This window comes from Bacteroidetes Order II. bacterium (genome assembly GCA_016788705.1).
In the GTDB taxonomy this organism is placed as follows: Bacteria; Bacteroidota; Rhodothermia; order Rhodothermales; family UBA2364; genus UBA2364.
In genome coordinates this window covers 1-22500 of record JAEUSQ010000005.1, presented here as the reverse complement: position 1 = coordinate 22500, position 22500 = coordinate 1, and the positions used below count along the sequence as shown (strand labels likewise).

19 protein-coding genes are annotated in these 22500 nt (G+C 48.4%); 11 read left to right on the top strand and 8 right to left on the bottom strand.

What is annotated here, in order from left to right; all coding sequences use genetic code 11:
• Nucleotides 1-82: 82 nt before the first annotated feature.
• The 9 genes from obgE to JNN12_00290 all read left to right on the top strand — a co-directional run bounded on the left by obgE (nt 83) and on the right by JNN12_00290 (nt 12884).
• Nucleotides 83-1087 (top strand): GTPase ObgE, encoded by a 1005-nt coding sequence (gene obgE, locus JNN12_00330; protein MBL7976754.1) that lies wholly within the window; start codon nt 83-85, stop codon nt 1085-1087.
• A gap of 152 nt (nt 1088-1239) precedes the next feature.
• On the top strand, nt 1240-2397 hold the full coding sequence (dprA, locus tag JNN12_00325; GenBank protein ID MBL7976753.1) for a DNA-protecting protein DprA: 1158 nt from the start codon (nt 1240-1242) through the stop codon (nt 2395-2397).
• A 33-nt stretch (nt 2398-2430) separates the two neighbouring features.
• Nucleotides 2431-4089 carry a hypothetical protein gene (locus JNN12_00320; GenBank protein MBL7976752.1) on the top strand — a complete coding sequence of 553 codons (1659 nt, stop codon included), beginning with the start codon at nt 2431-2433 and terminating at the stop codon, nt 4087-4089.
• A gap of 47 nt (nt 4090-4136) precedes the next feature.
• Nucleotides 4137-5264: an aminotransferase class V-fold PLP-dependent enzyme gene (locus JNN12_00315; GenBank protein ID MBL7976751.1), complete on the top strand. Its 1128-nt coding sequence runs from the start codon at nt 4137-4139 to the stop codon at nt 5262-5264.
• A gap of 378 nt (nt 5265-5642) precedes the next feature.
• Nucleotides 5643-8816: a TonB-dependent receptor gene (locus JNN12_00310; GenBank protein MBL7976750.1), complete on the top strand. Its 3174-nt coding sequence runs from the start codon at nt 5643-5645 to the stop codon at nt 8814-8816.
• A gap of 140 nt (nt 8817-8956) precedes the next feature.
• On the top strand, nt 8957-10051 hold the full coding sequence (locus JNN12_00305; protein MBL7976749.1) for an RluA family pseudouridine synthase: 1095 nt from the start codon (nt 8957-8959) through the stop codon (nt 10049-10051).
• A 94-nt stretch (nt 10052-10145) separates the two neighbouring features.
• A complete protein-coding gene (locus JNN12_00300) occupies nt 10146-10631 on the top strand; it encodes a PTS sugar transporter subunit IIA (protein ID MBL7976748.1) in 486 nt (161 codons plus the stop codon).
• 25 nt (nt 10632-10656) lie between these two features.
• Nucleotides 10657-11952: a histidine--tRNA ligase gene (locus JNN12_00295; protein ID MBL7976747.1), complete on the top strand. Its 1296-nt coding sequence runs from the start codon at nt 10657-10659 to the stop codon at nt 11950-11952.
• Between the two features lie 11 nt (nt 11953-11963).
• On the top strand, nt 11964-12884 hold the full coding sequence (locus tag JNN12_00290; protein ID MBL7976746.1) for a prolipoprotein diacylglyceryl transferase: 921 nt from the start codon (nt 11964-11966) through the stop codon (nt 12882-12884).
• Here the strand turns inward: JNN12_00290 and JNN12_00285 are convergent.
• Nucleotides 12881-14962: a BamA/TamA family outer membrane protein gene (locus JNN12_00285; protein ID MBL7976745.1), complete on the bottom strand. Its 2082-nt coding sequence runs from the start codon at nt 14960-14962 to the stop codon at nt 12881-12883. The two genes, JNN12_00290 and JNN12_00285, sit on opposite strands and share 4 nt — an antisense overlap.
• A gap of 17 nt (nt 14963-14979) precedes the next feature.
• Here JNN12_00285 and JNN12_00280 point away from each other — a divergent pair, with 17 nt between their 5' ends.
• Together JNN12_00280 and JNN12_00275 are read left to right on the top strand one after the other, a co-directional pair.
• On the top strand, nt 14980-16782 hold the full coding sequence (locus tag JNN12_00280) for an ABC transporter ATP-binding protein (GenBank protein MBL7976744.1): 1803 nt from the start codon (nt 14980-14982) through the stop codon (nt 16780-16782).
• A 152-nt stretch (nt 16783-16934) separates the two neighbouring features.
• Nucleotides 16935-18665, top strand: coding sequence for an ABC transporter ATP-binding protein (locus tag JNN12_00275; protein ID MBL7976743.1), 1731 nt, complete (start codon nt 16935-16937; stop codon nt 18663-18665).
• Here JNN12_00275 and JNN12_00270 read toward each other — a convergent pair.
• From JNN12_00270 to JNN12_00240, 7 genes are all read right to left on the bottom strand, one after another.
• Entirely contained in the window at nt 18597-19046 is a 450-nt protein-coding gene (locus JNN12_00270; protein MBL7976742.1) for a hypothetical protein, read from the bottom strand. The genes JNN12_00275 and JNN12_00270 overlap by 69 nt on opposite strands.
• A 113-nt stretch (nt 19047-19159) precedes the next feature.
• Nucleotides 19160-19435 (bottom strand): hypothetical protein, encoded by a 276-nt coding sequence (locus JNN12_00265; GenBank protein ID MBL7976741.1) that lies wholly within the window; start codon nt 19433-19435, stop codon nt 19160-19162.
• A gap of 1 nt (nt 19436) precedes the next feature.
• A complete protein-coding gene (locus JNN12_00260) occupies nt 19437-20201 on the bottom strand; it encodes a DUF4160 domain-containing protein (GenBank protein MBL7976740.1) in 765 nt (254 codons plus the stop codon).
• Nucleotides 20167-20400: a hypothetical protein gene (locus JNN12_00255; protein ID MBL7976739.1), complete on the bottom strand. Its 234-nt coding sequence runs from the start codon at nt 20398-20400 to the stop codon at nt 20167-20169. Before JNN12_00255 ends, JNN12_00260 begins: the two co-directional genes overlap by 35 nt.
• A gap of 106 nt (nt 20401-20506) precedes the next feature.
• Entirely contained in the window at nt 20507-21205 is a 699-nt protein-coding gene (locus JNN12_00250; protein ID MBL7976738.1) for a hypothetical protein, read from the bottom strand.
• Nucleotides 21183-21704, bottom strand: a complete 522-nt coding sequence (locus JNN12_00245) for a hypothetical protein (GenBank protein ID MBL7976737.1) — start codon at nt 21702-21704, stop codon at nt 21183-21185. Before JNN12_00245 ends, JNN12_00250 begins: the two co-directional genes overlap by 23 nt.
• A gap of 160 nt (nt 21705-21864) precedes the next feature.
• Nucleotides 21865-22455: a hypothetical protein gene (locus tag JNN12_00240; protein ID MBL7976736.1), complete on the bottom strand. Its 591-nt coding sequence runs from the start codon at nt 22453-22455 to the stop codon at nt 21865-21867.
• Nucleotides 22456-22500 lie beyond the last annotated feature (45 nt).

Below are 22500 nucleotides of genomic sequence, written 5' to 3'. Positions count from 1 at the left end.
AATGGTCGGCACTTTCGAAATTTCTTCAATCCTAAAACCTGCGGGTCTATTCTTGACGTACCTTATGCAAAAACATTAAGATATGAAGTTTGTAGATTATGTGACGATTACTGTCCGGAGTGGGAAGGGCGGGGCAGGAGCGGTTTCTTTTCGACGAGAGCCACACGTGCCACAAGGTGGGCCTAATGGCGGGAATGGAGGCAAAGGAGGTTCGGTGATTTTGGAAGCCGATCACCACCTTTACACCTTATTAGATTTGCGCTACAACCGCCATCACTTTGCTGATAAAGGCCAAAATGGCAGCAGCAACCTAAAAACTGGAAAAGATGGTCAAGACATGACGTTGCGGGTTCCGTGTGGGACCGTGGCGAAAGATACGGATACAGGCGAAGCACTGGGCGAGGTAATGCATCCCGGGGATCGCTTGGTTTTGGTAAGAGGGGGACGTGGCGGCAAAGGAAACGACCATTTTAAAACGGCCACCAACCGCACCCCCCGCTATGCCCAGCCAGGCGAAGAAGGCGAGGAGCGTAATGTAACCTTAGAACTAAAGGTCTTGGCGGATGTTGGCTTGGTTGGCTTTCCTAATGCGGGAAAAAGTACCCTCATTTCGGCCCTCTCGGCAGCACGGCCCAAAATTGCGGATTACCCCTTTACCACACTCGAACCCAACCTTGGTGTAGTGGCTTATCGGGAATACAAATCTTTTGTCATGGCAGACATCCCGGGAATTATTGAGGGGGCACATGAAGGACGCGGTTTGGGACTACGCTTTCTTAAACACATCGAACGAAATGCTGTCCTTCTTTTTATGATTCCTGTGGATACAACAGATATTGCACATGCCTACACCATTCTTTTGGATGAAATCGAAGCCTTTAATAGTGAACTTTTGGAAAAACCACGCATGTTGGCCCTCACAAAAATAGATTTACTTTCGGTAGATGAACGGGCAGCCTTACCACAACGGATTCAGAAACTCCCTCTAGAACTCCCCGTTTTCACGATCAGTGCAGTGGCGCATCAAGGATTAGACTCCTTGAAAGATGCGCTTTGGATGGCGATACAAACGGCGAAAGGCGTGTAACAGAAAGAAAACGATGGCTTTTGAATCGGAAATGATGTACTTTAGTGGGGGCGTTTTCGCTGGGTAATCCAAATGTATTACCATTCCTTCATCGTCATAAATCCAAGGACTTAGCCCCAACAATTTCTGCAAAAACAAGATCATCTAAACCAGTGTTTCCCTTCAACGATATCGAACCTACTCAGGTACACCTCTTTGACCAGCCAGCAGACGAAACCACGGAGCGGCGGGCGGTGATGGCCTTGGCCTTGGTTCCTGGTATCGGGCCGGGGCGTTTGCGTGCCCTCATCGCGCACTTTGGATCGGCGTCGCAAACCCTGCTAGCACCCGTCTCCGTCCTCATGCGGGTTTCGGGCATTGGTCAACAAACCGCCGAGGCTATCACACGTTGCGATGCCGAAGCGCTTTTGGCAGAGCAAGAAAAAATGGCTTCCAGATGTCTGGCCATTCCCTTGTTGTCGTGGGAACCCAGTTTTCCTGCGCTATTGCGGGAGCTTTATGATCCGCCCGTCTTGTTGTGGCATCGAGGCGTCCATCTACCTTCCGACGAAAAAGCACTTGCCATTGTCGGCACCCGAAAAGCCTCCGATTATGGCAAACGGGTGGCATACACCTTTGCACAGGAACTGGCGCGTAATGGCTGGACGATTGTGAGTGGCCTCGCCTATGGCATAGATACCGCTGCGCATCAGGGTGCAGTGGATGCTGGCGGAAGAACCGTAGCGGTTTTGGGATCGGGGGTGGACGTGATTTATCCGGCAACAAATACCCGATTGGTGGCACAAATTTTGGAAAACGGTGCTATTTTCTCCGAGTTTCCGATGGGAACCAAGCCCGATGCCACCAATTTCCCACGACGCAACCGCATTATCAGCGGCTTATCGCGGGGCGTTTTGGTCGCTGAAGCGGCTGCAAAGGGAGGCGCCCTCATTACGGCACACATGGCAATCGAGCAAAATCGGGAAGTTTTCACGGTTCCCTGCTCTATTTTCAGCAATCATGGCAAGGGCAACCATGATCTTGTGCGAAAAAACATCGCCAAACTGGTGACCACCGTAGATGAATTATTAGAAGAACTGGAGGGTTTTGGAACCACCGCAGTTTCTGCTGTAAATTCGGAAGAAACATGGGCGGAACTCAATGCGCTGGAGCGTATCTTGCTGGAAAACCTTTCTGCCGAACCTATCCACATAGACCAACTGTGTGTACAAGCTCATGTGGATGCCTCGGCAGCATTGGTGTATTTGCTCAATTTAGAATTCAAAGGCCTTGTCCGACAAATGGCGGGCAAGATGTTTTATCGGACCTGACGGACGAACCGTCAATCAATTTACGTAATACAGATGTATCAGAATCGGGAAGAACTTACGCAAGTTTGTGTCAACTTTCTGACCACACAGACTGCGAACGCCAAAGTGATTGAGACACACGCTGCGGACGATCACCATGTATGGATGGCCATTTCGGGCATGGATGGGTACTTTGTGGTACTCGCCGAAAGCCACGGAGACGCCACCGATCCACAGCCAGACCCCGAAGCCGGTTTAAAGTGGTTACAGGAGACCGAGGCCATCCGCCATGCGGCCGCTTATGCCCTGTCTAAGGGTGGGTTTCTTCGCTACCAACTTTTGGGCGTTTCGGAAGACGAAAACAGCCAGATGGTGGTACAGGGCATCGGGCTGTCACCCAAAATTGAGTGGGAACGTGTGTTTTCCAATATGAGCGACGTTTATACCGAGCTGCATACGGCTGTTGAGGCGCTTGCCGGACAAATTGAAGCCACTGATAACTTGCGCGAGATGGTCGGCCATGTAAAAGACCTCCGCGACAAACTCAAGCTAGCGACTGTTCAGAAAGACCAACGCGACAAATTGTTTGACCTACTGAACCAGACCAGTGACCTGCTACGGGTGAAATTAGACGCCGAACGGGCCGAACTGAGCGAGACATCGCAGACTACCTACGATCAATTTCAACCAAGGGTAGATGCGTGGACCGAAAAGGCTGATACGGTGGAGGAATTCAAAAATAGCCGCGAAGAATTGGTCGCGCTCCAAAAAGAGGTTCGCGAAGCCCGTATGTTGCGCGAGCACCGGAATACTCTTTTAGACAAGTTAGACCTCGCCTTTAAAGTCCTGCGTAAGCGACAACAAGCCGATTGGAACGCCTTTGAGACCGAGTGTGAGGCCAATTACCATAGCCTCGCTCCACGCTTTGAAACCATCACGGCCTCCATTGAAACCGCCACCGAGTTTCGTCCGATCCGAGACCAACTGATTGAACTACAGCGCGAAGTTCGGGAAGTAAAGCTGTTCCGCGACAAACGGAAAGCCTTCTTTGACCGTCTGGACGAGTTGTTCGAGCAAATCCGCACGAAAGTGGAGGAGGAAAAATCGCACTACGACGAAAAAGCCGAGGCCAATATGGCCCAGTGTCAGACATGGGTGGACGAAGTGCTTCAGATTGTAAACAATACGGCTGAGGGCGATGATTACCAAGCGGCCAAAAAACGGGTGAAGGAACTCACACAAGAAGTCTTTAACATTCAACCGTTGCGGATGAAACAAAAACGTGTCTTCATCAATGCCATTAAAGAAGCCGAAGACCGACTTTATACCAATGCCCGTGCCTTCTACGAGAAAATGAAGTTGGAGCGCGAGGCCCGAAACCGAGACCGCGAAAACCGCGACCGAAACTATAAACAACGCCTGAGCGACAAAATATCGCGCAAGGAAGATGCCATCTCCCGTATCGAAAATAATATTGAGATGGACCGTAAGTACCTCGAAGACATCGAAACCAAGCTCGAATTTGTGTTCAAAGGAAAAAATGTTGGCGAATTGCGCGCCACCTACGAACATAAAATGGAAGAGATCAAAAAGCGAATCGAGGAAAATAAACGGAAAATAAAAGATATTCGTAAAGAAGTTTTGGAACTGCGGCACCCCCCCAAAGAGGAGGCTGCCACAGATGAAAAACCGGAAGATACCGAACCATCCTGACACACAAGCCTCTCAATCCACCGTTGAGGGGCTTATTTTTTTTTGACATGAACCTCTCCGAACTCCGAAGCCTGTTCCCCCATACCGCGCATACCATCTACCTAAACCATGCGGCAACCTCGCCCCTGAGTACCCGCGTGACAGATGCCCTGCATAAGTGGATGACCGAACGACAGGAAACACAGATAGACAACTATCTCCCATTTATGGACACGATTCTGGATGTCCGACGTCAAATTGCAAGCCTGCTCTCGGCGCCTTTGGAAACGGTGGATGTCTGCCCAAATGTCTCAACCGCCCTCAACTGGGTGGCACAAGGGATTCGTTGGAAACCGGGGGATAGAATTGCCCTCCCAGCATGTGAATTTCCGGCCAATGTATGGCCCTTTCTGCATTTGCGCGAACGCGGGGTGGAAATAGATTTTATTCCACATACCGACGGGGTGTTTACCCTCGAAGACATAGAGGCCGCACTTACACCACGTACCCGTCTCTTATCCGTCAGTTGGGTGCAATTCCTTTCCGGATTTCGGGCACCGCTGGCCGAGATTGGCAAACGGACCCGCGAGCGGGGTATCTGGTTTCTGGTGGACGCCATCCAAGGCGTTGGTGCATTGGATTTTGGGGAGGCCGAGGCCCAAGGGGTGGACTTTGCCGCAGGAAGTGCCCATAAATGGATCATGGCCGATCAGGGCATTGGCTGGTGTTATATGTCTCATAACCTGATGGAAGCCCTGCATCCACCTATGGCTGGTTGGCTTTCGGGTGTCGTGGACTGGGAAAACTTCTTCGACTATCGCTTTAATTGGCATCCCGACCTAACGCGCTACCGACTTGGGACGATGAACAATGCCGGAATAGCCACCCTACAAGCCGCTTTATCGGTGTATTTGGCATGTGGACGCGACTGGTGTCACCAACACGTTTTAAACAATGCGGCCTATTTGGCCCTTCATCTCGAAAAGATTGGTTTGCAACGCTACGGCTCCTCCGACCCCGCCCATGCATCTGGTATTGTCACGTTCCGGCATCCAGATCCCGAAATCGTTTATCAGCAGTTACAAAAAAACCAGATCGAAATCTCGGTTCGTAACCGCTTGTTAAGATTTGCCCCTACCTACTATAATACAATAGAGGAGTTGGATCGTACAATTGACGTAATTAAAGCCTTTTAGAACCAATTTTACACACACAAAAGGCACGAGACATCCACCCTATATTTCATCCCGTGCCTTTTGTCTTCTATGCAGGCCTTGCATATATGATTTGGCGAAAAGACGGCTGGTGTTCCCAAAAGGTTACAAGGGTTTTTATCGTATTCGGACTTTATGGTTTTTTCTTAAAGTATCTGTTTATGCACTGTTTAGACCAGACGTAACCTTAACTTAATGCCAAGATTTTGCACAATTGACATACCTGCCAGAGAAAACACACTACCTTCACGGCTGTGGAGTCTCTGCCCATATGCGAACCATACGGGCAACTACCGTCTTGAGACGCCATTAGCCGAATAGAAAACCCAAACATCATAAACCCAAAGGAGGAAAACGCATATGCGAACACCTTTTAAAACCTGGTCGTGGTGGATGTCCCTCGTAGTCTTGCTTGCAACTGCACTCACCGCAGAAGCACAGGTCACGACGGCTTCTTTTACCGGAAAAGTAACAGACCCACAAGGGAATCCTGTTCCGGGAGCCACCATTATTGCCACACACGTTCCATCTGGAACAGTAAACGGAACCACCTCTAACGTAAACGGGAACTACAACCTGCTCTACCTACGGACTGGTGGCCCCTATACCCTCAAAGTGACTTTTGTGGGTTATAAAACGTTTGAGCGGCAGAACCTCTTTCTGTCTTTGTCGGAGCAAAAAAACGTGGACATCAAATTTGTCGAAGAAAACGCAACGGTTGATGTTGAAATTACCGCCGAACGAAATGCAGCTATTGCCGCAGACAGAACGGGTGCGAAACAGAATATTTCGACCGCTGAAATTGAAAACCTCCCGACGATTGCCCGTTCTATTACCGACTTTACCAAAGTTTCTCCGCAAGTGGTTGGAAACAACGTGGGTGGTGCGAATAACCGCTATAACAACATCCAGATTGACGGAGCGGTTACAAACGACGTATTTGGTTTGGCAGATAACGGATTGCCGGGCGGACAAACGGGCGCCCAACCAATTGGTTTGGATGCCATCGCCGAGTTCAACGTAGAAATTGCACCTTACGATGTACGCCAAAGTGGTTTTACGGGCGGTCTTATTAATGCCGTTTCCCGTTCGGGGACCAATAACTTCAGCGGATCCTTGTTTGGCTTTTATCGGAACAATGACTTTACAGGTAAACTCACGAAAGACGCCGGTGGAAATCCACTTTCTACAGCCTCACTCGTTCCAGAGTTTACAGACTATCAAACCGGCTTCCGTGTGGGTGGTCCGATCATCGAAAACAAATTGTTTTTCTTCTTGAATGGTGAACTTCGCGATCGTGGGGACCCCATTGATGCAGGTTTAAAGGATTACAATATAACCGCTCCAAACATCTTCAATGCAACGAAGGCGGATATGGATCGGATTGTAACGGCTGCCAAAAACGTATATGGCTTCGATGCAGGCTCTTACGATAACTTCAATGCCAAAACGGGTAGCCAGTACTTGTTTGCTCGGATTGATTACAACATCAACAAGACCCATCGGTTGATGATTCGTAACAACTTTGTGGATGCCAACCGCCTGCGTGGGGTAGATCGTAATGTCTCTACTTTTGGATTTGATACCCAGGCGTACAAATTTTTAAGTAAGCAAAACTCCACAGTTGTTCAGTTGACTAGTGTACTTGGCGCCAAAATTGGTAACGAAGCCCGTTTGGTCTATACCACCATCCGGGACAAACGTGCTCCAGAAATTAACCCATTCCCGCAAATCGAAATCCAAAACGTAGCTGGTTCTGGAACTTCGGTCTTTATGGGGGTTGAACGTTCTTCTCAACAAAATGCTTTGGATCAGAACCTCTTAAGCTTTACCAATAATTTTTCCTACTTTGCAGGAAATCACAATATTACGGCTGGTGTACAGGTTGATCATTCGGCCTTCTCGAACTTGTTTATTCAAGATGCTTTTGGTACGTGGCGCTTCTCCAGCATTGCCAACTTCGAGAACAAGATTGCCAACCGCTATCGTAAGAGCTATCTCTTGGATGGCGGACAAGAGCGTGCCGAGTGGGCAATGTTGATGTCTGGCGCTTATTTACAAGACCAATGGAAAGCCCTCCCGAACCTTCGCCTTACGCTGGGTGTTCGGGTAGAAGTACCGACTTTCTTGGACAAGCCAACCAAAAACAATCAATTTGCGACAGACTTCCCCGGTCGCAGTACGGATGAAGTACCGAGTGGCCAGTTGTTGTTCAGTCCACGTTTTGGCTTTAACTACGATGTGTTCCAGAACAAAAAAACCCAATTGCGCGGTGGTATTGGGGTATTTTCAGGCAAAACGCCGGGGGTATGGCTTTCCAACCAATACTCCAATACAGGTGTGGACTTTGCGCGGATTGACGTAACCTCTGGTGTACCAGCGGTGAATGTTGATCCAACTTATAAGCCTGCTGCTTCGTTGGTTGCAGCGACGTCTGCGATTGCACTGACCGACAAAGGATTTAAACTCCCGCAGGTCTTGCGTGGTAATATTGGTTTAGACCAAGAATTGCCTTTAGGTTTAGTAGGTACTCTTGAGTTCCTCTATTCCAAGAATATGAATGATGTCGTTTATGAGAACCTGAACCTTGTAACTGATGCCTCGAACATCTCTACAACGACGAAACCTTCTGACGGTCGTCCGTTCTACGTAACCGCTCGCAAATACAGCCGTTATACCAACGTAATGCTACTTAAAAACTCGGATGAAGGCTATACGTATAATTTCTCTGTTCAGTTAAAGAAAAACGAGCGGAACGGCTTGTTCGGAAACCTTGCTTATACTTATGGGGAATCGTGGGATGTCAACTCGGGCCGTTCGAGTGTAGCACAATCGCAGTACGAATTTAACGAAGTGACAGGTAACCCGAACGAACCAGGCTTGGCTCGCTCGGACTATGATGTCCCACATCGGGTTATTGGGACGGTCTCCTATAAGTTCAATCTTGGCAAACTCTTGGGTGTAAAAACGTTGGCCACTACGGCTTCCTTGCTCTATGAAGGCCGGAGTGGCTTCACAGGAAACTACATCTATAATGGAGATGCAAACGGTGATGGATTTAGCCAAAACGATTTGGCGCTTATTCCTGCTAATCAAACGGATGCTGTTTGGCAAAACAATGGTGGAACGGATACCCGTACCCCAGAACAAGTTTGGGCGGACGCAAATGCTTTTATCGAAAGTGTGGCAGACCTGAAAAACAACCGTGGCAAAATCTTCCCACGTAATGGTGCGCGGCAACCTTGGCGGAATAGCTTGGATGCACGTTTCACGATTGACTTGCCAAGTGTTAAGAACCAAAAACTGCAATTAACCGCAGACATTCTGAACGTGCTTAGCTTGCTCAACGAAGATTGGGGCGTAGTGAAGTTCATCAACTTCGACTCCTACACCTTGTTTGGCTTCCGTGGATATGAAGCCGCTACGGGCAAGCCCATTCTTCGCTTCACGAAACCAGCTAACGGAACACCTTATACCACCGACCAAATCGCCTCCCGCTGGCAGATGCAGCTCGGTTTGCGTTATACGTTCTAAGCCGGATTTCGTTTGATGAGCTACCTAAAGGGTTGTCGTGAAATGCGGCAACCCTTTTTTGATCGCCCAATAAACGGTGAGGACTCGCGGATAAGACACAAAAATCCGTATTTTTATGGGCATCAACGCCAAATAATTGTATGGAACCCGATAAACAAGCCCACACCCTTACCGTAGAAGTGCCGCTGGGCCACAACACGCCTTTCCGTTTGGACGTGTACCTGACGCATAAGCTCCCGAATGCCACCCGCAGCAAAGTGCAAGAGGGCATCAAAGAAGGCGCTGTTTTGGTAAATGGAAAAACGCCCAAAGCCTCACAATTGGTACAGCCCGGCGATGTCATCACATGCGTTGTCCTACGCCCTCCCCCCATCGAGGCATTGCCCGAAGCCATTCCCTTAGATATTTTGTATGAAGATGCTTGGTTGATTGTCCTGAATAAACAACCCGGAATGGTGGTACATCCGGCCTATGGCAACCGCTCCGGCACACTCATCAATGCGCTGCTACACCATGTGGGTGCCGGAAAACTAACCTTTGAGGCGGAAGAAGACGAGGAAGATGAAGAACACATTGGCTTAGCAATGCGCAATGCAGCACCGCGCTACGACGGCGATCCCACCATCCGACCCGGCTTGGTGCATCGCTTAGACAAAGACACCTCTGGCCTCATGGTCATTGCCAAAGACGATGCCACCCATGCAAATTTGGCCGATCAATTTGCCAAGCGGACTATCCAGCGGCGTTACCGGGCCATTGTCTGGCGAACCCTTACGCCCCCTTTTGGCACGTTACAAACCCAATTGGGCCGCGACCGCCGAAACCGAAAAATCGTGGCGGTATTACCAGAGGGCCAAGGAAAACATGCCATTACCCATTATGAAACCATTGCGACGTTACAACATTTTTCATTGGTAGAGTTTCGCTTAGAAACCGGACGCACCCACCAGATCCGCGCCCATGCGAAATATTTGGGCCATCCCATTTTTGGCGATGAAACGTATGGTGGAACAAATGTCCCCCCCGAATTGAGCAAGGGATCGCGCAAAGCCTTTTTCCAGAACTTGTTCGAGCGGCTTCCCAGACAGGCCCTACACGCCTATACCCTCGGCTTTTTACACCCTGCCACCGGAAAGAACCTGTTTTTCCAAAATGAACTACCCGATGACATGTTTTGGGTGTGGGAACGGCTACAAAAAATGGATGCACAACTGAGCGGCCACCTTGCCGATTGATCCGTTCCCCGTGAAATACACGCCGCGAGGTGGCAGGCCGTAACAGATCACCGTATATTAATAATTCTATCTCTGAGCCAAAACCCTAAGGGCGATGCCGAAAGAAATCACCCCCATTAGTACCTATCTTTCACCTGATCACATTCAGGTAGGATTTGTTGCACCCGATAAAAACACGGCTATCGAAAGGTTGTTGTCCAACTTAGCGGGACACCCAACGGTTAGCGACCTATCTGCTGTTTCAGCGGCCATTTTCAAGCGCGAGTCGGTTATGTCCACTGGCGTTGGAAAATGCCTTGCCCTCCCCCATGCAAAAACAGACGCCGTTTCTGGCATTGCAATCTCCTTAGGCATTGCAGAGCAAGGTATTCCCTTCGAGGCCATAGACGATCAGCCTGTGCGGATTTTATTGCTTATGGTCGCGCCAACGGATGCCGCTCTGCAACATATCCGGCTCTTGGGGCAAGTTTCCCGTTTGATGAACCGAGAAACTTTCCGTAACCGATTGCTTCATGCACCCGATGCCGCTGCCGTTTTGCGATACTTCGAGGAAGAAGAAGAGCGGATGCGAGAAGAATAACCTTAGAATCTAACCTGTTTTTTTTGTGCAGACTTCGTTTCGGAATATAAAAGGCACCTTCGATGTGCTGCCCCACCACTATACCGCTGCTGGCAACCAGACGTATGGATCTGCCGCATGGCTATTTGTAGAGCGTCGCATCCGTGACGTATTTGAACGTTTCGACTTCCGCGAAATCCGAACGCCCCTGTTTGAACCCACCGAGATGATTGCGCGGGGCGTAGGCGAAACCTCGGATATTGTCACCAAAGAAATGTTTGCGTGGACCAAGGGCGATACAAACTATGTATTGCGTCCGGAACTTACCGCCCCGATTATGCGGGCATATCTCCAGCACCGATTAGACCAGCAAGGCCCTGTGCAACGTCTTTCCTACTTGGGACCGTGCTTCCGGGCCGAGCGCCCTGCCCGTGGGCGGTTTCGGCAGTTCCACCAATTTGGGGCCGAAATCATCGGAAGTGCGGACCCACGTGCAGATGCCGAAGTAGTGGCGGTATTAATGGCTATTTACGGTGCTTTTGGGATAGAGAACCTGCGCCTGCGCATGAATACCCTCGGAACACCCGAAGAAAGAACCGCCTATAAAGCTGCCCTGCGTGCCTTCCTCTTGCCCCATCAAGAAGCACTTTCCGATATTAGCCGCGAACGCTTAGAGAAAAATCCTCTCCGGATTTTAGATACCAAACTGGAACACGAGCAAGCGCTTCTGGAAAAGGCGCCCCTCCTCACAGATTTTCTGGGAGACGAAACCCGCACCTTCTTCGACCGCGTGTGTGGATATGTTCAAGACTTGGGGATTCCCTTTATCACCGATCCGAAGTTGGTACGTGGCTTAGACTATTATGCACACACCACCTTCGAGTTGGAGAGTGATGCCCTGAACGGTGCTTTAGCTGGGGCCGGACGCTACGACTTACTGGCCAAAGATTTTGGTAACCCCAATCCCGTACCAGCCGTTGGATTTGCTGCTGGCATGGAGCGTTTGTTTGTGGTTCTAAGCGATGCTGGTTATGTCTTTCCAGAGGTCTCTGTTCCGGATGTTTTTCTGGTGGCGATGGGAAGCGAGGCCGAGAACTGGGTTTTCCGAAAAGCCCAATCCCTACGCCAAAACGACATACGGGTGGCCTTCGACCTGAAGGGCCGCTCGATGAAGGCACAAATGCGCGAGGCCGACCGCTCACGCGCACCACTCGTGGTTATTGTAGGTGAGCAAGAGTTGACAAGCCAAAGTGTCAACCTTAAAAACATGGCCGAAGGGACGCAGGAAACCATTCCAGCATCCGACCTATTGCACCGAATAAAGAGATTTTCTTCAAAATAAACGTTTCCTTTATGTATCCACGCATCAGTGATATGCTCCGGGCTTGGTTTGGGATAGACTTCCCTTTGCCCATTTATACCTATGGCTTTATGCTGGCGATCGCCATTCTCACCGCAAGTGCGCTTGCCGGACGAGAACTAAAGCGGCTTCAAAAGATTGGGAAGTTGGGGAAACTCACCGAAAAAGTGAAAGATAAAAACGGACGCATTTCCCAAGTTACCATCAATCCTTCCGACTTGATGAGCAATATTACCATCATTGCGGCCATTGCTGGGGTAATTGGCTCTAAAGTCTTTTACATCTTAGAATCGCCAGGCGGCGATGTGGTCGCAAAGTTATTTTCCTCTGGCGGTCTTACCTTTTATGGTGGTCTAATTTTTGGGACAGCCTCGGTTTTATACTATGTCCATAAGAAGGGGATTACGGGGGTTTCTCTCCCTGTTTTTATGGATGCACTTGCACCAACTGTCATTTTGGCATACGGTATTGGACGGATTGGTTGCCACCTTTCGGGGGATGGGGACTGGGGCATTCCCGCCAATATGGCGCTTAAACCGGATTTTTTACCAACATGGCTTTGGGCAGATACCTATCCAGGTAATATCGCAGGCGAAGTGATTGCAGCACCTGGGGTTTACCCAACCCCGTTGTGGGAGTTTATGGCCTGTGTTGCCATTTTTGGAGTCTTGATGGCCCTCAGAAATCATCCGTTTAAACCGGGCTGGATTTTTTCTTTATACTTGTTATTAAATGGTTTGGAACGATTCCTAATTGAAAAAGTGCGTGTAAATGCTCGTTTCGATTTTCTGGGTTTTCAAACCACGCAGGCAGAACTGATTGCTTCAATTCTCATCCTCGCAGGCATTGTAGGATTGGTATTAACCACCCGCAAAACCAAACAGGAAACGACGCCAGCCCAAACGACGCCTTAGAATTGAACGCCCAAACGTGCCATAGGAAGGCCACGTGGGTACTCGTCTGAAAACGCGACCCAGCCGGAAACCACCATATTTCCGGCTTTTGTCCATCCGCCCACCCCATACCCCACATGCAAACGGTTAGACGTTTCCCCTGTTGCCCAGACTCGGCCAGCATCTGCGAACGTTAACCACCCACTTGTAAGAGGTTGTCCGAAGAAGGGGCGGCTAAACAACTCGCTCCGGGCTTCGACATTGGTAAAGGCCATGCTTCTCCCGCCAAACCGACGCTGAAAATAGCCCCGGAGATAGTTCAGTTGGCCCATGCGGTGCGCGGCATAATAGGGAAAATCACCCAAAATGTGGCCGCCTCCGAGCCGTACTGCAAGCAAGCCTGGAACAAAGGAAAACGGAATGTAAAACGACGACTCTCCTATAAATATAGTAAATATCTCATCTTTCTGATTCGTATTCTGATAATGTTTCACCTGTACCAACAACCTCATGCCCCGAGTCGGAAACGTAGTATGATCTGTAAAATTGGTTTGGAGACGGGCTTCCCACCCCCAATATTTCCGGTCTGCATACACATCTGGCAATACGTCTATATCTGCAAGACCGTTTATTCGGGCTTCGCCCAAATGGGTATATTCCCAAAATGGCCCCACCCTTAACCGTTGACTCAGGTCGGTACTACTTCGGTCTATCGCTACCCAAACACGGAATCGCTGCCGCTGAGCATCGTAATACCGATTTTCCGTTTTGGGACTTTCGTTGCCCAATTTATAAAAAGAATGGAAATTGGTAGGAGAAAGGGTGTTCGCCTCGCCAAAGATTCCCCATTTTTTCCAAAGGTGTGGCATATGGACATTTCCCCATAGATTAAAGCCGCCTGTTATAGGCGATACATCACCCGTTGCCTGATAGGCTCTCGTATAAAGCGGATGATAGCCACGAATAACCCGCTGAACACTCAATCCACCAAACACCCAATCGGTTGGATTGGTCTCTCCATAGGGCGCGATGACGGTGAAGGGCTTACGGTATATCCCTTTTTCTGACCTCCGAATGGCCTGTGCGAACGAAGCAATCACCCGCTGTAAATGTGGGATGCGAGACAGCAATACATCGGCTTGTTTATCGCCACTGCTTGCATCCAATGTTACGGGTATTTTAAGTGCCGCTTGCCGAATCACTTCTGGTTGAAGTCTTTCCTTCATAAAAGCGGTCAGCTGTGCCCAACTTTCCGGCCCCCAATCGGCTAAAAAAGCGACGTCACTGGTATTTGCGGTGATAAATGCAGTCAGGTCTTCGGCTTTTCCATTATACTTCGGACGCCGCATGCGCGTATCATGAAGGCCGATTGCTTGGTTCATCAGACCATCGTAGCGGGTCATCCCCAAAAACGGCGCCCAAACGGGGACATACGTTTTCTCGTGCGCTTCTCCTTGGGGGCGCCATGTTTGCGGAGCAGCTTCTGGCGCACCAAGGAGTATCCCTAAAATCCGAAAAGTGGCATACTGGAACACCGCTACCCCGCCTTCGAGACGTTTGTTGTGAAAACGTTGTAGCAGTGTATCGGCAGAGAGGGTACGAACCTCGTCTTCAGGCTGGGCTTGCTCCCAGATAGCCGGACGCCCCCACCATCGCCGAAACTCAAAACCAGAAGCCGACAGACCCAATGCTTCGGCTAAGTGCATTGCCAAAAAGCCCCCGAAGGGGTACCGCGCCGGATCTGGCTTTATGGGCCACAAACGGAAAAAGTGCCCGGTTGTGGCTTGGTGTACCCATACCCCGTCTTTGCGTTGCGGATCGCCCCTTAGAACACTCAGCGGTGCGACAGAAGGATCTATGCGCTGAAGAACTATTGGGGTAGTCCAAGCGTCTCGGTATTGCCCACCAAACAGCCACACGGGTGCATCGGTAGGCGTCAAACGTGGTGCAAGTGGTTGCGCATATAAAACAGCATAACCACCCCAAACCCACAAGAGTATGAAACAGTTTCGATAAAGGAACCGTCGGTATTTCCCATATGGAAAAGCCTTGCACCGGATCAAATATCCGGTTGTGTCGTTAAGGAAATGTTTTTTCACCCGCCCGCCTTCTTTTTATGCGAGAATTGTTTCAGTTAAATCATTATTTCCGAAAATACGCCTATTTGTTTTGGCCCGGCATCTTTTTTTGTTTTGCCAGTGCCATCTTTTCGGTGATGGTTCCCATGATTGTGCGTTTTGGCGTAGATGCCATTCCGCGCATGGTAGCGCAGTATCAGATGGTGCAGGGAACGGCAGCAGCCCCCCTCTTGTTCCGTCAGAGTGTTTATGGACTGCTGGAATTTGGAGGACTGGTGCTCTTGGTGAGCCTCTTGAGTGGTATTTGTCTGTTTATCATGCGCCAAACCATCATTGTGATGTCGCGACATGTAGAATATGACTTGCGGAACGACTTGTACCACCACCTCCAAACACTTTCCGCTGGTTGGTACACACGCACCCCTACGGGCGATGTGATGAGTCGCCTTACCAGCGACATCGAACAAGTCCGGCAATATGTTGGGCCAGCCATTATGTATGCTGCCCGTTCCATTGTCGTCGTGATCGTGGCGGTTGTGGTCATGTTTATGATCTCACCTACCCTCACATGGTACTCTATGATCCCAATGCCCCTTTTGGCCATTGCCATTTATTATATCTCGCGGCTTAGTTTCTCGCGAAGTCAAGCCATTCAAGAGCAATATGCCGTTCTTACCAGCCGTTCGCAAGAAGTTTTTTCCGGAATTCGGGTGATCAAAGCCTATGCACGCGAGGCGTTTGAGTCGGATGAGTTTGACCGTGAATCCGATGAATACCGCAAGCGAAATATGGGACTTGCTCGCGTGGAGGCAGCCTTCCGCCCAGCCTTTGTGATTTTAATTGGAATGAGTGTGGTCATTGTGATCTGGGTGGGAGGAGATTTATACATGCAGGGCCAGATTTCCATCGGTAACATCGCCGAGTACATCATTTATGTCACCCTTATGACATGGCCCGTCGCCTCTATGGGCTACATTATCATGCTGATACAACGGGCAAAAGCCTCTTGGTTACGCCTGAACAAAATTTTCCATACAAAGCCAGAAGTGGCGGATAGCGAACAGACGAACCCCGCTATTACCCACTTAGACGGCCATTTTGAATTCCGCGAAGTCACGTTTCGTTATACACCAGATGGCCCCGACGTCCTAAAAAAGGTGAATTTTCAGATAGAAGCAGGCAAAACCTTGGCCATTGTAGGACGAACAGGTTCGGGAAAAACCACCATTGCCGAATTAATGCTGCGGCTGTACGACACCCAATCGGGCGAAATCTTGGTGGATGGTCAGCATATACACACCATACCGCTTCAAACCCTCCGAGGAGCTGCCGGATATGTCTCGCAAGATGTGTTCCTGTTTTCCGATACCATTGCAAACAATATTGCTTTTGGCCGGATGGATGCACCCGAAGACGAAATAGCACGCGCCGCCGCCGAGGCCGACCTACTCGAAAATGTCCAAGGCTTTTCGGAAGGCTTCGAGACCTTTGTTGGCGAACGCGGTATTACCCTCTCTGGTGGACAAAAACAACGGACTTCCATCGCACGCGCACTGGTCCGAAATCCGAAACTACTGATTTTGGACGATGCCCTGAGTGCCGTTGATACCGCAACCGAGGCCAAAATCTTGGAAGCCCTCCGCAAACATTATGGCAAACGGACGGTGGTCATTATCTCGCACCGAATTTCTGCTGTGCAAGACGCCGACTTAATTCTGGTGATGGACAATGGGCAAGTGGTGGAGTCTGGCACACACGAGGCACTTTTAGACCAAAATGGTCTGTATAAAGACCTCTATACCAAGCAATTGCTCGAAGAAGAAATTGCCGCATTGACCTAATTCTTTCTTTCCACATCCTGCAAATTCAAATACTTGTGAGCAATAAACCTGCAAATGCACCCGCTAAGTCGGAAAATCGCAAAAAAAGTAATCCCCAGATAGATACCGATGAAGTAGCCGCAAAGTTTGACCGCCACCTCTTTGTTCGGATCATGGGCTACCTGAAGCCCTACAAAGGATGGGTGGTATTGGCGTTCCTCTTGAACCTATTAGGCGCACTGATGGGGCCTTTGCGCCCATACCTCACCCAAATTGCTATTGATGAACACATCGTTAAACATGATGCAACGGGCTTGTTAGGGATTGTAATGGCCCTCTTTGGCTTACTTGCCCTCGAAGGGGTAATTAGCTGGGGAAATGCGTATCTCACTTCTTGGATTGGACAAAACGCCATCTTTGATCTTCGGCAGAAGGTCTTCCGTCATTTACAAAACCTCACCCTTTCATTTTTCGACAAGCAGCCCGTAGGACGGCTTATTACACGAACCACCTCGGATGTAGAGGCCCTAAATACCGTACTTTCCGCCGGAGTGGTCACCATTTTGGGCAATATTTTCTCTATCCTTTTTATCATGTACTTCATGGTGATGCTCCACTGGAAATTGGCTCTACTCACCTTGGCCATTGTACCATTTATGTGGTGGGTCTCCGTAATCTTCCGTAAAAGAATGCGTGATGCTTTTCGGGAAACACGAAAACAAGTCGCACGCCTCAATGCCTTCTTAAACGAGCACGTCACAGGCATGAAGATTGTACAGGTATATAACCGCGAAGCCGAAGAAATGAAGCGCTTTGATGACGTGAACAACGATAACCGGAAGGCACAAATCAAAACCGTTTTCTACTTTGCCCTGTTCTATCCAGTTATAGACGTTATTGCAGCACTTGCATTGGCCTTGGTCATCTGGTATGGCGGTGTTCAGGCCGTAGATCGCTCCCTCTCGCTGGGGGTCTTGGTGGCTTTTATCCAGTACGTCCGGATGTTCTTTGAACCCATCCGACAACTTTCCGACCAATACAGCACACTACAAGGAGCGATGGCGGCTTCGGAACGCCTTTTCCAACTCCTGGACTTAGACCAAACCACCCGTGAAGACGAACACCCGAAAATGCCAGACGCCTTCCGTGGGAAAATTGAGTTCAAAAACGTGTGGTTTGCCTACGAAACCCCTACCGAAAATGCGGAACCCAAATGGGTATTGAAAGATGTTTCTTTTGTGGTGGAACCCGGTCAAACGGTGGCAGTCGTGGGCCCCACAGGATCCGGTAAAACCACCCTCATTAACCTCTTGCTCCGGTTCTATGAAACACAAAAAGGCCAAATTCTAATAGATGGCGTGGATATCCGAGAAATGCCTTTGGCTACGCTCCGCCGGAAAATCGGGCTGGTATTACAGGAGGTTTTTTTATTCTCCGGATCCGTAGCCAGGAACATTACGCTGGGCGACCCTCACTTCACAGAGGCGCAAATCAAAAGAGCTGCCGAAAGTGTGGGAGCCGCAACATTTATCGAACAACTCCCGGACAAATACCAACAAAATGTGCAGGAACGGGGGGCTTCCCTCTCTCATGGGCAGCGGCAACTGCTCTCGTTTGCACGCGCCTTGGTATTCGATCCGGCGGTATTGGTCTTGGACGAGGCAACCTCAAGCATAGACACCGAGACCGAGGAAATGATTCAACACGCCTTGGAAAATATGTTCGAGGGCAGAACCTCTGTGGTGATTGCCCACCGGCTTTCTACCATCCAAAATGCTGACCAAATTCTGGTAATCCACCGAGGTGTTCTCCGCGAAAAAGGCAATCACCAAGCGCTATTGGCACAAAATGGCCTCTATAAACGCCTCTATGAACTGCAATACAAAGAACAGGAAGTCTTGTAGAGGGGAAACGGACTCCATGCGGGGTATTTTTCCGCCATTGGGTCCACCGAGAGCCAGCGGCCAATCCCCGAAGCGTAGTACCGCGCACCACACGAGGCGAAGCCGACTCATGGAGCGAAGCGGAATAAGTCGCAGATTCACCGGAAGGTAAAGTAATCTAATCCCGTTTACTCCGCTAGGTTTCGTGAATCTGCGCTTACGCTTGATTTCGGCATCGCGTTCCTTGCCTGTGAATTTTTCTTTTGTATTACTCGCACTTGCATAGCTACGCCCCGGCATAATACCGCCACAAGGCTCAAAATCATACCCTTCTACACGGATTCCATCTTCCTTCAGCACCACCCGTGTACTCCCCAAGTGGTCTTTCAGGTAGTAATACATCACAGGGTAGTTTGTGATGCTCTTTTAGGTGCGACCGAATGCCGTATTTCAATGATTGAGCATAGACAGAAATGGCGCTTGGGCATGGAAAACGCCGTTTTAATAATTGAGATTCAATCTTTTTTACCATTTTCATAATGAAAATGATACTGCCCGCCTGAAAATTTCTCAATAAACTCTGCGGTATTGTGGTGTTCTTTCGACGGAATAAACCATCCATTCTGAATGTGCCATTCATAGACACTTATATTTAATGGGTAAAATGTTAGTATCCCTGTCAAAGAATACCTTTCAATCCACACTTCAGCATTTAAAACGGAATCAAATACTCCGCTTGGAAAACGAGCATTATTGCCATTAAATACCCATACTCCATTTGTTTTATTCATTTTATTTGGGGTTTTGATGTCTGTGCCAACGTCCAATCTTCTTTACTGCCCTCCTAATTACCTGTTTATTGTTTTCAACAACTTCACGTTGAGTGACTGATAGTTCAGGACTTCCCTTTAGTGGCTTGCCGTTTTGACCAATTTTCACCTCACTCCCCCCGCCTTTCACATGAACATGAGGAGGAGCATGATCTCCACTTCTTGTGTAATGTTTAATTTCAACCTGTCCTTCTTTTATAATGGTTTTATCTGGCAATTGAGGTTCTGTCTCCGCATACAACCTTCCGTTGTCCATTAGAGGATCATAATCCCATGGAGAACAAGGCTCCATTGCTGTTCCAGAGATACAAGGTAAGTTATATTTCTTGTTTTCGGAAGCAATTATAGCAAGTGCACTTACCACTATTACGGTCGGCGCAGCGATGGACAAAGACGCTTCAAGATACGAAGCAATCGCTGCATTTGCTGACATGCTGGAACCACCAAGCGGTATAACCATTGCGCTTGCTAAACCGAGGCTCGTCAGGGTCGGGGACTCATTAATGGGCGCTTGCTCAAGTTGTGTCACAACTTCCAAACTTCCTCTATCAGTTCGATTGGCTAAATAAAAACGATCTGGGGCTTCGTTTTTAATACGCTGGACTTCATTTCCACGGTTATCGTAATAAATATCATCCAGCCCGTCAGGGTCAATAAATAGCAATAGATTATTTTTTCCGTAAATATAACCACTATGATCTACCTTTTTCTCCGCCAGCGGGTCCACCGACAGCCACCGCCCAATCCCCGAAGCGTAGTACCGCGCACCACACGCGGCGAAGCCGACTCATGGAGCGAAGCGGAATAAAGTAGTCAAAGCCCGTATCGGCATCGCGTTCCTTGCCCCGCCCGCTAAGGCGGAGCGGTGAACTTCTCTTTCGTGGGCGACGCGCCGCTTTGGAAGCTGCGGCTCGACATGGTGCCACCGAACGGCTTCCTTCGACATTCGACGCTGGTATTTACACCATTATATCAGACTAAAAATCTTTTATTTACCCACGTTTTCTCGCAATTAACCATGCCAAATTAACCTTATACTTTCTTGGCAAAAGCCTTCAAGTTACGCAATAAATTTGCGGACCGCATTGCATTTCGGCTGTCTTGTACTAAATGTGCTGGAACACAGTAGATAAAATTAATATTGGAAAGTAGTTTATCAAAAGCTTCTCGTAAATAGTTTTTAACAGATTCAGAAGTAAGGCTTAATTCTTGAAATATCTCTACTCGTCCATCTAAAATAGTCAGCATATCTTCTAAATCTCGGCTTCCGTAAAAATCGGAGTTGCCGCGTATTTCAAAAGCAAACATTTTGGTGGCCAAAAAATAGGGTGCTGCCATAATTGGTATTTGGTGTTGTTCAATTAGAATGTGCTGAATATGCAATAAGGCATCCTTGTACCAATGATTCCCAAATCCTAAAATCATCTCATCCAAAGGCATGACATCTACTTTAAGTCCTCGATAAAGATAACGACAAAGCGGTGCGCCCATACTTGCATCGGGATTAAAACCTATTGCGCGTAAATGTTCGGTAAAATATTCGTATTTACTCCGCGATAGAATTTCTACCACCACGTCCACATCTTGCGTGGGCCGAAACTCTTGAATCGTAGGATCGGTGATCAAAAGCGGAATCGTGCTTCCGCCAACAAACATAAATGGATGCTCTAATGCCTCAAAGACTTCAAAGATGGCCACCAATTCACTTTTAAGCGGAAAATGTTTCGTCATATTGATGCAAGATTTGCTGTATTTTTTCTAAGGCAAGTTCGCGCTCCCGCACTTTTCCAACGCGTAAACAATCTATCCATGCCAGCAGTTGATACAACGAAGCATCTTTCTGCGCCGCTTCGGGCGCTTTTTTGGTCAATGGCTCAAGGGAATGCCCGCAGACTGTGCCGTGTGGATTTGCCCAAATGTGAGGAAGTTCATTCAAGGAAGTTCTAATATCGTCGGTTAATCCATAATGCCATGCCGTTGGAAATCCATAATCTACTTTGCCAACTTTTGCATAAAAAAAGAAGGGCATGGTTTCCAATACTTTTGCCAAAAAAGTTGTGTTGATACGCCAATCTTGATGGAGCAATTTGCTTGCATGCAAGCGTTTGACTGCGGCATGTATTTCGGATTTACTCATACACAACTCGGAAGCCAAGAACTGATAGCTTGGCTTTTGTGATGGAAGCCTGATCAATTTTAGGATAGTGAGAATATCTTGTGGTTTAAGCATTTTTATTCAGTCGTTCTTAATTCTTGAACAAAGAACAAATAAAAAAACTTAAAGTTCCCCGCTCCATCAAAGATGCACCAAATCGCTTCGCTTCGTTGCGCTGCGTGGCGTGACACGAAGAAACGGCGCTCCCATCCTGAAGCACCGTTTTGATGGAATACTACTCGAAAGACTGCCCCATATCAACTTTGCAAAACTCTGATACGGGCAAGGTCATTATATCTTTATTATGAGCATTGGCATAATCTTCACCACAAAGGTAGTATAAATCATTTTTGTATGGTACCCGATAAGTACCAGTTTTCCATATTCGGAAAGAATGGAGTAATGACAAATCACCAGTGCGACGAATTTGTATATTTTCATGAGATGGAAGGAGTAAAGACTTCCAAAAACTCCCAAACATAGATGGGCTATTAATTGTAATAGCTACTTTATCCGAAATATATTCGAAACCACCGGAAATTCTGGGAATATTATTTGGCACTGCTTTTTTATTCAAAAATATACGACCGCGATTATAGGAAATACCATTTATGCAAATGACTTCTCCTGTAAAAAATCCATCTTCTCCTTTTACACTTCGGCAAATTGAATCAGTTTGAATTAATTTCATTTTTGTTAATACCTCTTTGGGAACCTCGGTTGGCTTTATAGGTTTTTTGGCACTCAAATAAAACCAAGAGTAAAACAGCACTATACAAGTTATGAATCCCAAGAACCCTCTCTTGACTAATTTGAGTACTTTCATTTTGCTAAACCTCGATGAACTAAATACTGATGGACAAAATTCATG